This is a genomic window from Brevundimonas sp. NPDC092305, from assembly GCF_044755415.1.
Classification (GTDB): domain Bacteria; phylum Pseudomonadota; class Alphaproteobacteria; order Caulobacterales; family Caulobacteraceae; genus Brevundimonas.
Genome location: NZ_JBIVQY010000001.1, coordinates 789185 through 803757, shown reverse-complemented (window position 1 = coordinate 803757; position 14573 = coordinate 789185). Strand labels below are relative to the sequence as shown.

The window sequence follows — 14573 nt, the reverse complement described above, 5'->3', positions numbered from 1 at the left end:
GGCGGTTCGAAACCGCCGCCCCTTCTACTTAGTGTTTTACCCGAACGTAGGAGCCGGGAGCCGCCTCGCCGGCCGGCAATTTACCGGATCCGACCACGCGGGCCTTGACCTTCTTGTCTCCGGCCGCCTCGTCCAACCAGCCCTGCCACTCCGGCCACCACGAGCCAGACTTCTGTTCGGCCTCTTCCAGCCATGCATCGGCATCGACCGGGGCATCATCGTTGGTCCAATAGCCATGCTTGTTGGCGGCCGGCGGATTGATCATGCCGGCGTTGTGGCCCGATCCGCCCAGCAGGAACCGCGTCGGCCCACCGAAGTAGCGCCGGCCGGCGTAGGTGTTCTTCCATGCGGAGACGTGATCGTCCTTCAGCGCGACGATCATCACAGGCGTCTGGATCGCCGAAAGATCAAGCGCCACGCCGTCGATCACCAGTCCGCCCTTGTCCTTCAGACGGTTCTGCTGAAGCACCTGACGGCCGTACTCCTTCAGCGTGCGGGCCGGAATGCGCGAGCCGTCGTCGAACCACCACAGCAGGTCGGAGGCCCGGACCTCGTCGCCCAGCAGATAGTGGTTCACCACTGACGACCAGATCAGGTCGTTGGCGCGCACGGTCGAGAACAGCTTGGCGAGATCGTGGGACTCTACGTAGCCCTTGTGATCCAGATAGCGGTCGAAGGCCTTCAGATCGGCCTCGCCGGTGAAAACCGACCATTCGCCCATGTCGCCGAAGTCGACCAAGGTCGCGATCAGCGTCGCACTGGCGACGCGATCGCCTCGTCCCGTCTGCGCCAGATACGCCAGGGTCATGGCCGACAGCGTGCCGCCCAAACAGTAAGACACGAGGTCGACATCAGCCTCGCCCGTCGCCTGTTCGATGGCGTCCATGGCGGCGATCAGGCCGTCCTTCACATAGCTGTCCAGACCCGTGTCGGCCTGGCTCTCGTCCGGATTGGCCCACGAGATGACGAAAACGGTATGGCCCTGCTCGACCAGCCATTTCAGGTAGCTGGACTTCGGTGACAGGTCGAAAAGGTAGTATTTGTTGACCAGGGGCGGCACGAACAGCAGCGGACGGCGATAGACCTTGTCGGTCGTCGGCGCGTACTGGATCAGTTCCATCAGGTCGTTTTTGAACACGACCGCGCCCGGAGTGGCGGCGATATTGACGCCCAGCTCGAAGTCGTTCGGCGCACGGCGCTGGATCAGGCCGTGACCGGCGGACACGTCCTCCAGCAGGTTCGACAACCCGGTCATCAGGTTCATGCCGCCGCTCTCGATCGTGCGGCGGGCGACCTCGGGATTGGTCTGGGCGAAGTTGGTCGGCGAAAGGGCGTTCATCAGCTGACGGCTGACGAAGTCGACCTGTGCGCGCACCTCGTCCGTCACGGGCGCGGCGGCGACGAACTCCTGCAGCTGGCGCGCAGCCAGCAGGTAGGACTGTTTGAGGAAGTCGTAGACCGGCTCTTCCGTCCAGGCCGGATCGGAGAAGCGACGATCGCCCTTCGCGGGCGTGGCCACCGGCGTCGTCTCCTGCCCCAGCGCGCGCTCGCCCATGGTCCGCCACAGGGCGGTCCAGTCATTCCAGCCCTTCGCCTGAGCCGCCATAAGGGCTGCGGGCTGCATCATCACGCTGGTGTTGAACTCGATGATGGCGCGGGTCAGCGTCGTCGGATCATAGGGCAGCGGCTGCGGCGACGCGGCCTGCGCCCAAGCCGCGCGGGTCGCGGCGGCCGCGTTCTGCATCAGCTGTATCAGGGTTTCGGCGACCACCAAGGGATCAGGCGCGCCGAAGCTGGTGAACAGGGCGTTGGCCGGATGCGCCGCCGTCATGCCCGGAATGCTGGAGGTCCGCGTCTCGGTCATGCCGTCGCCTCAGAGCGAAAGAAGAACGTCGACCGCCGCGCAATCGCTCGGGGCCACGAACAGGAACGCCATGGCTCGGTCCGGGTTCTCGGCCGTCCAGACCGGGCACAGAGCCTCCGCGGAGGCGGAAACTGCGCTGTCCAGTATGGGCTTCGGCATCGGATAGGCGGCTGAATCGAAGGGCATGACGGTCTTTCGCTGGCGGCGCGGTTGAGCGAGCGGCGATATCGCATGGCCATTTCGCAAATACGATGGCAAGTTTCGCGCAATCAATGTGCGATTTTGCACAGGATCGCAGAATGTCCGATTTCAACTGGAACGACCTCCGCGCCTTTCTGGCCGTCGCCCGTACGGGCCGCCTCACCGGCGCGGCCGCGCGGGCCGGAATGGATCACACCACCGTGGGTCGTCGCATCGCCGCGCTTGAGGCCGGGCTGGGCGCCCGCCTGTTCGATCGCAGCCCGCAGGGCTATGCGCTGACGCCTCACGGCGAACGCCTGATGCCAACCGCCGAAAAGATCGAAAGCCTGACCCTGTTGGCCGCCAACGAGCTGGGCGAAGCAGATCAGGCGCTCAGCGGTACAGTTCGGATCGGGGCGCCAGAAGGCTTCGGCAGCTATGTGTTGGCGCCTCTGATGGCCCGGCTGGCCGACCGCCATCCAAACCTCGAGATCCAGCTGATCGCCATCTCCGGTGTTCTCAGCCTGTCGAAGCGCGAGGCCGATATCGCTATCACGCTCAGCGCGCCGCGCGAGGGCCGGCTCGTGTCCCGGCGACTGACCGACTACGGCCTCAGCCTCTACGCCGCCCCCGCCTATCTCGATGCACGGCCGCTTATCGTTTCCCGTGGCGACATGGCTGGCCACCGGTTCATCGGCTACATCGGCGACCTGCTCTACGCGCCCGAGCTGGACTACATGTCCGCCCCGGACGTGGATATCCATGTGGGGCTGCAGAGCTCCAACCTGATCGCCCAGCTTCAGGCCTGCATCGCGGGCGCCGGACTGTGCGTCCTGCCTGACTTCATCGCCGCGCGGGAGCCGTCGCTGAGGCGGGTGTTGCCCGACGCCGTGCATCTTGAGCGCAGCCTGTGGCTGGTCGTGCACGCCGACCTGCGCAACCTCGCCCGCATCCGTGCTGTGACCGGCATGATCACCGAGGCGGTCAAGGCCGACCGGCTGCTGTTCGCCCCTCCTGCGCCGACGTGATCCAGCGGCGCTTGGCGTTGCGCTTCGGGACTGGTGTAATCCGGCAATGAGCGACCGTCCCGCCCTTCTGATCATGCAGCGCCATCTCGCGCCCCTGACGCCGTTTCTGGAAAGCCAGTGGACCGTCTACCGGTTCTGGGAAGGGCCGCCGGTGGAGGCGCAGGCCGATATCCGCGCGCTCGTGGTGGCCGGTGAGTTCCCGCTCGACAAGACGCTGATCGAACAGCTGCCGGCGCTGGAGCTGATCGCCTGCTTCACCTCGGGATACGACGGCATCGACGTCGACTGGTGCAGGGCGCGCGGCTTGCCGGTCACCCACGCGCCCGGGGTCAACCACGAGGACGTGGCCGACCATGCGATCGGGCTGATCCTCTCCGCCCGTCGGCGCATCGCCGAGGGCGATCGCAGCCTGCGCACCGGCGGCTGGACGCCGGACTCAAAGGTCATCACGCCCTCGCTCAAGGGCCAGCGCCTCGGCGTGGTCGGGCTCGGCGCCATCGGTCAGGCGATCGCGACGCGGGCCGAGGCGCTGCGTATGGCGGTCAGCTGGTGGGGACCGCGTGAAAAGGCCTCGGACTGGCCTCGCGCCGCGAGCCTGCTTGATCTGGCCAGGTCGAGCGACATCCTCGTCGTCGCCTGCAAGGCGGACGAGAACAATCGCGGCCTGATCTCGCCGGAGATTATCGAGGCGCTCGGCCCTCAGGGTCTGCTGGTGAATGTAGCCCGCGGCCAGCTGGTGGACGAGGCCGCGCTGATCGACGCCCTGAAGTCAGGTCGACTGGGTCAGGCCGCGCTTGACGTCTATGAGGACGAGCCGACCGACCCCGCCCGCTGGGCGGACGTCCCGAACACGGTGCTGACTCCTCATACGGGCGGCGCGACCACCGAGGCGGTGCAGGGGATGCTGGGGCTGCTTATGCAGAATCTGTCGGCTGCCTTGGCCAAGCAGCCGCTTGTCACGCCCGTTCGCGACTGACACTGCCGACCCGAACCGCAAGAGACTCCGCATTGACCGACGCCGCCGCTCCGATCCTCGAATGCTTCCCTTTGCGCCCCGACCCGCCCGCGCTCGTGCCCGGTCGGCCGGAGCGCGACTGGATGGACGCCTTCGCCGCACGTCATCCCTATCGCTGCCTGCCCCTGACCATGGCCAATACGACCGGCTGGGAGCTGCTGTGCCCCTTCGGCTTCGAGGCGCGTTGGGACGGTCGGAAAGGCGTGGATTCGATCACCTTCAAGCCGGACAAGGACGCCGTCCTGTTCGACCACTTCGCGACCTCGCACTTCACCGAGGGCGTCCTGACCTTCCATCTTGGCTGGTTGTTCCGCACGCCGCCGGGCTGGGCGCTGCGGGCATCCGGCGTGCCCAACCGTTTCAAGCACGGCATCGCGCCGCTCGAAGGCCTGATCGAGACTGACTGGCTCCCCTACCCCTTCACGATGAACTGGCGCTTCACCGCTCCGGGACGCGTAAAGTTCCAGAAGGACGAGCCCTTCTGTTTCATCCAGCCCGTCGAACACAAGCGGATCGAAGCCTTTCAACCCGTGCAGTCCAGTCTGGCGCAGGACAGCGACCTTGCCCGCCAGCACGAGGCCTGGACCAAGGCTCGCACCCTGTTCAATGACAGCCTTGCAGCCGGTGATCCCGAAGCGACCAAACAGCAGTGGCAGCGCTACTATTTCCGCGGCGAATACCCGGATCAGGCCGCGCCGCCCCCTGAGGGACACGTGAACAAGCGCCGGCTGTCGACGCTGGATGGCCAACCCGGTGACGAAAAGGCCGACTGAGCGGCGCATTCCGCTTGCCAAATCATATAAGGATATCTTTATATGATTTTATGAGCCTATCCGCCGAACAGACCGTCGAAGCCCTGCGCGCCGCCGGCGAGCCGACCCGTCTGCGGGTGCTGTCGCTGCTGTCCGGCGATGAGCTGTCGGTGATGGAGCTGTCGCGAATTCTCGACCAGAGCCAGCCGCGCGTGTCCCGACATCTGAAGCTGATGACGGACGCCGGACTGATCGAGCGTTTTCCGGATGGCGCCCGCGTCTTCTACCGCCTGTCGTCGGATGCTCCGGCCCGTCGGTTGATCGACACCGTTCTCGACCTGCTGGACGCTTCGGCGGGCGAGGCGGACGACCGGCGGCTGGAAGAGGTTCGTCGCGAACGCGAGACCGCGGCCGAAGCCTATTTCGAACGCGTCGCGCCCCAGTGGGACCGCATCCGCTCGCTGTATGTCTGCGAGAGCGCGGTCGAGGCCGCGATCCTGAGAGCCGCCGGCGAGGGCCCGTTTGATCGCGTCGTCGACCTCGGCACCGGCTCGGGCCGGATGCTGACCCTGCTCGGCAAGAAGGCCAAGATGTCGGTCGGCCTCGACCTTAGCCACAACATGCTGAACATCGCTCGCGCCAATGTCGCCAAGGCCGGACTGGACAAGGTCGAGCTGCGCCACGGCGACATCTTCGCGACCCGCCTGTCGTCCGCCAGCGCGGATCTGGTGCTGGTGCATCAGGTGCTGCACTACCTCGCAGACCCGGCCGCCGCCGTGGCCGAGGCTGCGCGGCTGGTTTCCCCGGGCGGCCGTCTGCTGATCGTCGACTTCGCCCCCCACCAGCTGGAGCAGATGCGCGATGAGCATCAGCACCGCCGCCTTGGATTCTCTGATGCAGAAATGCGCGGCTGGCTGGACGAAGCGGGCCTTGAGCCCACAGCGCCGATCGCCCTGCCCCCTGACACCGATGGCCTGACGGTCGTCATCTGGACTGCCCGGCGGCCCAGCGAAGCCAAGGCCAACGCCGCATGAGCAAGCCACTGAGTCTGTCCGAGGCTCGCGCCCTCCTGCTTTCCCCGCTCGGCCCGGTGGCCCGGGCGGGTCAGGACACTTCGCGCCCCCGCGTATCGTTCGAATTCTTTCCGCCCAAGAGCGATGAGGCCGAGGCCAATCTCTGGAAGGCGATCCAGCGGCTTGCGCCCCTGAACCCGGCTTTTGTGTCCGTGACCTACGGCGCGGGGGGATCGACCCGGGAGCGAACGCATCGCACGGTCACCCGCATTCTTGCCGAAACCGAGCTGAAGCCTGCCGCCCACCTGACCTGCGTCGACGCCAGCCGCGAGGAAGTCGATCAGGTCATACGCGACTATAAGGCCTCCGGCGTCGACCACATCGTGGCCCTGCGTGGCGACCCGCCCGGCGGCGCGGGCATTGGCGGCGTCTACCAGCCCCGCGCCGACGGCTACGCCAACGCCACCGAGCTGGCCCAGGCGATCAGCCGCGTCGGCGGCTTCGACATCACTGTCGGCGTCTATCCGGAACGCCATCCGGAAAGCCCGTCGATCGAGCACGACATCGATGTGCTGAAGGCCAAGATCGACGCCGGCGCGACCCGCGCGGTCAGCCAGTTCTTCTTCGACATGGACGCGTTCCTACGTTTCCGGGACCGGGTCCGTGCGGCGGGGGTCACGGTTCCCCTGATCCCCGGAATCATGCCGGTATCGAACTTTAACGGCCTGACGCGGATGTGTGGCGCATGCGGCGCCTCGATCCCCGACTGGCTGAAAGCCCACTTCGACGGCCTCGACGATGATCCGGAGACCCGCAAGCTGCTGGCCGCCTCCGTGGCCGCCGAAACCTGCGCCCGTCTGCAGGAAGAGGGCTTCCAGGATTTCCACTTCTACACCCTGAACCGGGCGGACCTCGTCTACGCCATCTGTCGGGTTCTGGGGGTTCGCGAACAGGCGACTGCGTAACATGGCCTCTCCCCTCACCCGAACGGAGCGCATCGCCGCGCTCCACGCCGCCGCGCGCGAGCGCATTCTCGTTCTGGACGGCAGCTGGGGCGTGATGATCCAGCGGCGCGGTCTGGATGAAGCCGACTTCCGCGGCGACCGCTTCGTGGCCGCCAACGGCTATGACGAACGCGACCAGATGAAGGGCAACAACGATATCCTTTGCATCACGCGCCCGGATGTCATCGGCGACCTGCACGACCAGTATTTCGCCGCCGGCGCCGACATCTCCGAGACCAACACCTTCTCGGCAACGGTCATCGCGCAGGACGACTACCGGCTGGACGAACAGGCCGTCTGGGACATCAACTTCGAGGGCGCGAAGCTGGCCCGCGCCTCGGCCGACCGCTGGACGGAGAAGGAGCCGCACAAGCCGCGCTTCGCCGCCGGCTCGATCGGCCCGCTGAACAAGATGCTGTCGATGTCGTCGGACGTGAACGATCCCGGCGCACGGCTGGTGACCTTCGATCAGGTCTATGAGGCCTATCGCCATCAGGTGAAGGCCCTGAACGAGGGCGGGGTCGATCTCTATCTGATCGAAACCATCACCGACACGCTGAACTGCAAGGCCTGCATCAAGGCGATCAAGGATCTTGAGGACGAAGGTCTCGAGCCCCTGCCCCTCTGGATCTCCGGCACCATCACCGATCGTTCCGGCCGGACCTTGTCAGGCCAGACGGCCGAGGCCTTCTGGAACAGCGTGCGCCACGCCAAGCCGTTCGCTGTGGGATTCAACTGCGCACTGGGCGCAGACCTGATGCGGCCCTTCATCGCCGAGCTCAGCCGCGTCGCGGACACCCTCGTCGCCGCCTATCCCAACGCCGGCCTGCCCAACGCCATGGGCCAGTACGACGAGCAGCCGCACGAGACCGCCCACTTCATCGAGGAATGGGCGGCGTCTGGTCTGGTCAACATCGTTGGCGGCTGCTGCGGGACCACGCCGGACCATATCCGGCATGTCGCCGAAGAGGTCGCCCCGTTGAAGCCACGTGTGATTCCGGAGCGCCCGGTGGCGATGCGACTGGCCGGCCTCGAACCGTTTGAACTCGTCGCATGACCAAACCCGCCTTCAACTTCGCCGACCCCGAGTTCGTCGCGCGCTACGTCGAAAAGGGCCCGCGCGCCTTCATGCCCGGCCAGCCCGGCGTGCTGCAGATGGCAGGCGTGCTGCTGGCCGAGCGCGTGCCGGACGATGGCCACGTGCTGGTCGTGGGCGCCGGCGGCGGGCTGGATACCCAAGCCATGGCCAAGGCCGTACCGGGCTGGCGATTCACTGGCGTCGATCCAGCGGCGAAGATGCTGGACCTCGCTCGCCACATCCTCGGTGAGGAAATGCAGCGCGTCGAACTGATCGAGGGCGGAGTAGAGGCCGCGCCGGACGGGCCGTTCGACGGCGCGACTATGATCCTCGTACTGGGTATCCTGCCCGACGATGGCTCCAAACTGGCGACGCTGCGCGACATCCATCGCCGCCTGAAGCCCGGCGCGCCCTTCATCCTCGTCGACCGCTGCGACAGCGCCGGCAATCCGCAGTTCGATCGCAATATGGATCGCTATGTCGCCTATGCAGCAGCGAACGGCGTCGATCCCGAGACCCTGAAGACCGCACGGGCCAGCCACCGCGGCAACCCGGGGCTCGTCACGGCTGAACGCGACGAGGCCCTGCTGGCCGAGGCCGGCTTCACCGATATCGAAAGCTTTTATCACGCCATGAATTGGTATGGCTGGGTGGCCTACGCGTGATGCGTCCTGTCTTCATCAACGTCGGCGAGCGGACCAACGTCACCGGCTCGGCCAAATTCCGCAAGCTGGTGGTCGAGGGCGACTATGGCGCGGCGCTCGATGTCGCTCGTCAGCAGGTGGAGGCGGGCGCCCAGATCATCGACATCAATATGGACGAGGGCCTGCTGGACGGCGTCGTCGCCATGCGGACCTTCCTCAACCTGATCGCGGCTGAACCCGATATCGCCCGCGTGCCGGTGATGATCGACAGCTCGAAATGGGAGGTGATCGAGGCGGGCCTGAAATGCGTGCAGGGCAAGCCGATCGTCAACTCGATCTCGATGAAGGAAGGTGAACCGGCCTTCCGAGAGCATGCGGTCAAATGCCTGCGTTACGGCGCCGCCGTCGTGGTCATGGCTTTCGACGAGGTCGGTCAGGCCGACACGGCCGCCCGCAAGATTGAGATCTGCACGCGCGCCTATCGCATCCTCGTGGACGAGGTCGGCTTCCCGCCCGAGGACATTATCTTCGACCCCAACATCTTCGCCGTGGCGACGGGGATCGAGGAACATGACAACTACGCCGTCGACTTCATCGAGGCAGTGAAGGTCATCAAGGCCACCCTGCCCTACGCCCGCATCTCGGGTGGAGTGTCCAACGTCTCGTTCAGCTTCCGCGGCAACGAGCCGGTTCGCCGGGCGATACACTCGGTCTTCCTCTACCACGCCATCAACGCCGGTATGGACATGGGCATCGTCAACGCCGGCGACCTGCCGGTCTATGACGACATCGACCCGGTGCTGCGCGAGGCGGTCGAGGACGTGATCCTGAACCGGCCACAGCGGACGAACGTGTCCAACACCGAGCGGCTGGTGGACATGGCGCCCAACTACAAGGGCGAAAAGGGCGCGGCCAAGGTCGTGGACCTGAAGTGGCGCGAACAGCCGGTCGGCAAGCGGATCGAGCACGCCCTGGTCAACGGCATCACCGAGTTCATCGAGGCCGACACCGAAGAGGCGCGACTGGGCGCCGATCGCCCGCTGCACGTCATCGAAGGCCCGCTGATGGACGGGATGAACGTGGTCGGCGACCTGTTCGGCTCGGGCAAGATGTTCCTGCCGCAGGTGGTGAAGTCCGCGCGCGTGATGAAGCAGGCCGTGGCCTGGCTGGAACCCTTCATGGAGGCGGAGAAGGCCGGCCAGCCGCGTCAGCAGGCCGGGCGTCTGGTGATGGCCACGGTCAAGGGCGACGTCCACGACATCGGCAAGAACATCGTCGGCGTAGTCCTGCAGTGTAACAACTATGAGGTCATCGATCTGGGGGTCATGGTCCCGGCCGACCGCATCCTCGACGCTGCGATCGAGCACAAGGCGGACATCGTCGGCCTGTCGGGTCTGATCACGCCGTCGCTGGACGAGATGGTCTTCGTAGCGGCCGAGATGGAGCGGCGCGGGCTGGACATCCCCCTCTTGATCGGCGGCGCCACGACCAGCCGCACGCACACGGCGGTGAAGATCGAGCCGGCCTATCGCCGCGGCTCGACCACCTACGTCGTCGATGCCAGTCGTTGCGTCGGGGTGGTGGCGGGCCTGCTGTCGCCGAGCGAAAAGGCGAAGAATGAGACCGCCACGCGCGACGAATACGTGCGTATCCGCGAGCAGTACGCCCGCGGGCAGGAGGTCAAGGCGCGCGCGACCCTGCAGGAGGCGCGTGAGAACCGCTGGCGGCCCGAGGCAGGGCAGGCCCCTGCCCCGGCGCCGACCTTCCTTGGCGTGCGTGCGTTCGACGCCTGGGACCTGCAGGATCTGGCCGACCACATTGACTGGACACCCTTCTTCGCCAGCTGGGAGCTGATCGGACGGTATCCGTTGATCCTCGAGGATGAGATCGTGGGCGAGGCCGCGCGCGATCTGTTCCGGGATGCGCAGGTGATGCTGAAGCGGATCATCGACGAGAAATGGTTCACCGCGAAGGGTGTCGTCGGCTTCTGGCCCGCGCGCGCAGAGGTCGACGATGTCGTGGTCTTCAACGACGAGAACCGCAGCGACGAGATCGCCCGCTTCCACACCCTGCGCCAGCAGATCAGGAAGTCGAACGGCAAGCCGAACCTCGCCCTGTCGGACTTCGTGTCAGAGGCCGACGACGACTACATCGGCGCCTTTGCGGTCACCGCCGGTCACGGCGAGCTTGAGATCGCCAAAAAGTTCAAGGACGCCGGCGACGACTATTCCGCCATCCTCGCCACCTCCCTCGCCGACCGTCTGGCCGAAGCCTTCGCCGAGCGTCTCCACAAGGAAGTCCGCACGCAGCTGTGGGGCTATGCCGCCGGTGAGCAGGCGTCAGTGCAGGACCTGATCGAGGAAAAGTACCAGGGCATCCGCCCGGCGCCGGGCTATCCGGCCCAGCCGGACCATACCGAGAAGGCGACCTTATTCCGCCTGCTGCAGGCCGAAACCAACGCCGGCATGGCCCTGACCGAAAGCTTCGCCATGACCCCGCCTGCCTCGGTCTCAGGCCTCTACTTCAGCCACCCCGGCAGCCACTATTTCGGCGTCGGCAAGATCGACCGCGATCAGGTCGAGGACTATGCGGCGCGCAAGGGGATGGACGTGGCGGTGATGGAGCGGTGGTTGGCGCCAATCCTGAACTATGAGCCCAAGACTGCCACACGCAGCGACGCAGGTTAGAAGGCGCGGCCTACCGCGACAGCGTGCGGCAAAAAGAAGGGCGGCGGACCGAAGTCCGCCGCCGTAGGCGTTTAGCTCATCTGTTAGAAGTTGTAGCGCAGGCCCAAACGGATCGTTCGCGGGGCTTGGTACGTCCGCGGCGACCCGTAGTAGGGCGACAGGACGTTCTGAACTGGAACGATCCCCTGTTCCACAACCCGCGTGACCGCGTCGCCATCGAACAAGTTCTGGATGTTGACGGAAGCTGTCAACTTACCTTTGGTGGGCGAATCGATCAGGTCGAGATTGAAGTTCAAGTCAGTCTGGTAGGTCCAATCCGTCTTCCCCATCGATCCGCGCGGAGTCTGAACCACAGACCCGCCTGGACCCACCGGACAATACCAGCCAGAAGCTGTGCCCGCTTGCGGCGCGTAGGGATCAACCGAGAGCGGAACGCGGCCGATACAGCCGAAGTAACGGCCCGACTGTGCGGTGAAGCTCAACCCTAGGCTCACACCCTCGACCGGCGCCCAACTGCCGAAAGCCTTCAACGTATGCCGGTGATGGTTCGGCAAATAGCCATAGGCTCCCAGCATATTGGCCGAGTGGTCATAGTCTTGAGTCAGAGAGGTGTCGGTCTGGCCGATGTCAGATTTGACCGCGCCTTCATAGTTCCCTTTGGACTCTCCAAGAGTGTACGAGCCTTGCAAGCCCCACACGCCGTCAAACGGACGCTCGAACGTGAACTCCATCGCCTGATACTTCCGGTTTACCTCCGGCAGGTTGAGGTCTTCAGCGGTCAGGTCGAGCATGACGGGATTGAACGCCGGGTTGGCGACGCCATTGAGCGAACGCGGATCAGCCTGAAGGTCCACAAGAACGCGAACGCCATCGCCCGGATTGATCAACACGTAATTGAACAATGACGAGAACGCAGCACCATCGGCTGGCGTTCGGCCCGCGGCGGTGACGCAGGTCGTGTTGCCAGTGCGCACACAATAACGAGCGACAGCATCCCCGATCTGGGTGTCTTCGATGGCACTCTCCAGCTTACGATGAACGTAGCGCGCGCCAACGCGCCAATCCGCGAACACGCCCTCCTCGAACTGATGTTCGTATCCAAGGATCATCTCACGCTCGTACATGGGCTTGAGATCTTGCTCTGCGATCTGCTCCGGGGCTGGAGCACCCGGAGGGCTCAAGAACTGTTGAACCTGTCGGGCACCTAAGCGAGGACGTATACCGTCAAGAATCAGATTTCCTGCGGCATCACGCTCGGCAACGAAGTAGTTATCCGTAAAATCTTCGCCCGAAGAGGCGCGGATAGATGTATTTGTGGCAATCGGGAGGTAATAATCTCCCAGAGATCCATAAACACGATCAACATTGTTGCCGAACGGATCCCAGTTGAAGCCCAGACGTGGCGCCCACTGGTCTTCGATGGTGACATAGCTTCCGCCGTCGACGTTCATGTAATCGTACTTGTCGTTACGCAGGCCGATCTGGAATGACAGGTCAGGCGTGACGTCCCAGGAATCCTGGATGTAGAGAGCTGTCTGCTCAGCGCGGAAGGTGCCGACATTGGCGAGCCTGAGAACGTTGACACAGCCCGTGGCCGCCGCCGTCGTTCCCGGAGAAATCTCGTCGTAGATTTCCTGACAATCAGCTTGGCCATAGGCCGTGTACCTCGCTCCACCGGAGAAGGCTGAATCAGCGGTGGTCGTGAGATCTTCTTTGTCCCAACCCACGCGGATGTGGTGTTCGCCAAAGAACGAAGCATAGAAATCGGCATCGACTCGGGTCGTTTCTCGAGTGTCGTTTCCGGCTAGGTTGAGGAGCGCGGTGTGCCGCCCGCTGGTGAGCCAGTTAGCTCCGCCCGGCCGGGCCTGATCATAGATCCCCGGCAAACTGACGGGTGAGCCATAGTCCAGATATGAGTTCTCAAGCTTTCCGTACAAAGCGGACAAGGTGAACCAGTCGGTGAAGACACCCGTATACTTGTAAATCTGGGTGATACCACCCGCCTCAGCGTGTAGCGGCTCCGTAATTGCGGTCTGGGCGCCCGAAACCGCGGAAATGGTACGCGTCTGGGAAAGAGTTGTACTTTCGTCGTTAATGTAGGTCGCTTCGATCCGATGATCAGGATTGAAGACAAAATCCAACTTCACCGCCCACCGGGGATCGTCGTAAGACGAGATAACCTGAGACATCGTCGAAGCGCCAGTAACGACGCCCGTGCTGGCCGAGCGTGGGAAATTCCGCGCGATGGGGCCTTCGGAGGTCTGGTCGCGCACATTGTAGACGCCAAAGAAGAAGAGGTGATCACGCCAGATCGGTCCACCGAGATAAGCCGTGTAATCGACCAGCTCGGATTTGGCGAAGGAGTTGTAGTTTTCGCTACCCGCGCTATTGCTTCCACCGGGACTATAAGTGGTTCCACGATTGGCCCGAAGTTTATCCGGCGTATAGAATGCACTGAATCCGCCGGTCCATTCATTTGTCCCCGATCGTGTGACTATATTGACGATGCCACCGGTTCCGCGACCGTATTCGGCTTGGTATCCGCCGGTTTTGGTCTCGATGTTCTGGATGAAGTCGAACGGCAGCTCACCGTAGCCGAGGAAGCTTCGTTGATCGGTGACGTTCAGGCCGTTGATGTAATAGACACTCTCGGCAGCCGATGTACCCGACAGCGACACGAGGCTCTGGTTACGTCGCGACGAAGCCGCGATCGAGGCATCCGGCGCGCTGGCGCCCGGGGCGAACAGCGTCACCGCGTTGATCGAACGGGCGACCGGCACCCGACCGGCGAAGTCCTGAACATCGACACTCAGGCCAGTGTCAGTCGCATTGAAATCCTGCACGCGCCGCGCCGCGGTGACAACGACATCTTCAAGCGTAGAAGCGTCGTCGGAACCCGCCGTCAGGGTGAAGGCATACGAGGCGCCGCCTGGAGCTACAGAAGCTCTCTGAACGATTGTCGAGAAGCCCGACTGTTCGATCTTGATCTCATAGGCCCCGACCGGAAGGGCGGGCATCCGAAACGAACCGTTGGCGTCGGTGGTTGCGGACCTAACGGTGCCCTGACCCGATGTAACGGTAACTGATGCGCCGGCAACGGGAGCGCCGTCAGCGTCCGCTACAGCGCCGCTCAGGACGCCGGAGGTATAGTCCTGCGCCGAAGCAATCGTCGGCATCGCCAGCAGCGTCAAAGCCGGAACGGCCGTCAGCGCCATCAGCGCGGCGCCCCCGATTATGGTTGAATGCAGCAGCCGCTGCCGGATCGTCTGGATCTTCAAAGCTATGGTCCTCCCGAGGCCGAGGCCCCC

10 protein-coding genes are annotated in these 14573 nt (G+C 64.4%); 8 read left to right on the top strand and 2 right to left on the bottom strand.

Annotated features, from left to right (window positions below; all coding sequences use genetic code 11):
- Positions 1-28: 28 nt before the first annotated feature.
- A complete protein-coding gene (locus tag ACIQC9_RS03955; RefSeq protein WP_400612627.1) occupies positions 29-1864 on the bottom strand; it encodes a PHA/PHB synthase family protein in 1836 nt (611 codons plus the stop codon).
- A gap of 299 nt (positions 1865-2163) precedes the next feature.
- Here ACIQC9_RS03955 and ACIQC9_RS03950 point away from each other — a divergent pair, with 299 nt between their 5' ends.
- From ACIQC9_RS03950 to metH, 8 genes are read left to right on the top strand one after another with little or no spacing between them, the layout of a single operon-like run.
- The gene (locus ACIQC9_RS03950; protein WP_400612625.1) at positions 2164-3072 is read left to right on the top strand and encodes a LysR family transcriptional regulator; all 909 of its coding nucleotides are present in this window, start codon (positions 2164-2166) and stop codon (positions 3070-3072) included.
- 46 nt (positions 3073-3118) lie between these two features.
- Positions 3119-4048 (top strand): 2-hydroxyacid dehydrogenase, encoded by a 930-nt coding sequence (locus ACIQC9_RS03945; protein ID WP_400612622.1) that lies wholly within the window; start codon positions 3119-3121, stop codon positions 4046-4048.
- A gap of 32 nt (positions 4049-4080) precedes the next feature.
- Positions 4081-4860: a DUF6065 family protein gene (locus tag ACIQC9_RS03940; RefSeq protein WP_400612619.1), complete on the top strand. Its 780-nt coding sequence runs from the start codon at positions 4081-4083 to the stop codon at positions 4858-4860.
- Between the two features lie 50 nt (positions 4861-4910).
- Complete coding sequence (locus ACIQC9_RS03935; protein WP_400612617.1) at positions 4911-5873, top strand: ArsR/SmtB family transcription factor; 963 nt, start codon at positions 4911-4913, stop codon at positions 5871-5873.
- Positions 5870-6817, top strand: a complete 948-nt coding sequence (metF, locus tag ACIQC9_RS03930) for a methylenetetrahydrofolate reductase [NAD(P)H] (protein WP_400612615.1) — start codon at positions 5870-5872, stop codon at positions 6815-6817. The genes ACIQC9_RS03935 and metF overlap by 4 nt, the downstream gene beginning before the upstream one ends.
- 1 nt (position 6818) lies before the next feature.
- A complete protein-coding gene (locus ACIQC9_RS03925; RefSeq protein WP_400612613.1) occupies positions 6819-7913 on the top strand; it encodes a homocysteine S-methyltransferase family protein in 1095 nt (364 codons plus the stop codon).
- Positions 7910-8599 carry a class I SAM-dependent methyltransferase gene (locus tag ACIQC9_RS03920; protein WP_400612611.1) on the top strand — a complete coding sequence of 230 codons (690 nt, stop codon included), beginning with the start codon at positions 7910-7912 and terminating at the stop codon, positions 8597-8599. The genes ACIQC9_RS03925 and ACIQC9_RS03920 overlap by 4 nt, the downstream gene beginning before the upstream one ends.
- The gene (metH, locus tag ACIQC9_RS03915) at positions 8599-11265 is read left to right on the top strand and encodes a methionine synthase (protein WP_400612609.1); all 2667 of its coding nucleotides are present in this window, start codon (positions 8599-8601) and stop codon (positions 11263-11265) included. The genes ACIQC9_RS03920 and metH overlap by 1 nt, the downstream gene beginning before the upstream one ends.
- 83 nt (positions 11266-11348) lie before the next feature.
- Here the strand turns inward: metH and ACIQC9_RS03910 are convergent, their stop codons facing one another.
- Positions 11349-14543 (bottom strand): TonB-dependent receptor domain-containing protein, encoded by a 3195-nt coding sequence (locus ACIQC9_RS03910; protein ID WP_400612607.1) that lies wholly within the window; start codon positions 14541-14543, stop codon positions 11349-11351.
- Positions 14544-14573: the final 30 nt, after the last annotated feature.

Coding starts and splice junctions, on each gene's coding strand:
- metH (WP_400612609.1), top strand. CDS start 8,599: ATGCGTCCTGTCTTCATCAACGTCGGCGAGCGGACCAACGTCACCGGC.
- ACIQC9_RS03945 (WP_400612622.1), top strand. CDS start 3,119: ATGAGCGACCGTCCCGCCCTTCTGATCATGCAGCGCCATCTCGCGCCC.
- ACIQC9_RS03955 (WP_400612627.1), bottom strand. CDS start 1,864: ATGACCGAGACGCGGACCTCCAGCATTCCGGGCATGACGGCGGCGCAT.
- metF (WP_400612615.1), top strand. CDS start 5,870: ATGAGCAAGCCACTGAGTCTGTCCGAGGCTCGCGCCCTCCTGCTTTCC.
- ACIQC9_RS03925 (WP_400612613.1), top strand. CDS start 6,819: ATGGCCTCTCCCCTCACCCGAACGGAGCGCATCGCCGCGCTCCACGCC.
- ACIQC9_RS03935 (WP_400612617.1), top strand. CDS start 4,911: ATGAGCCTATCCGCCGAACAGACCGTCGAAGCCCTGCGCGCCGCCGGC.
- ACIQC9_RS03950 (WP_400612625.1), top strand. CDS start 2,164: ATGTCCGATTTCAACTGGAACGACCTCCGCGCCTTTCTGGCCGTCGCC.
- ACIQC9_RS03920 (WP_400612611.1), top strand. CDS start 7,910: ATGACCAAACCCGCCTTCAACTTCGCCGACCCCGAGTTCGTCGCGCGC.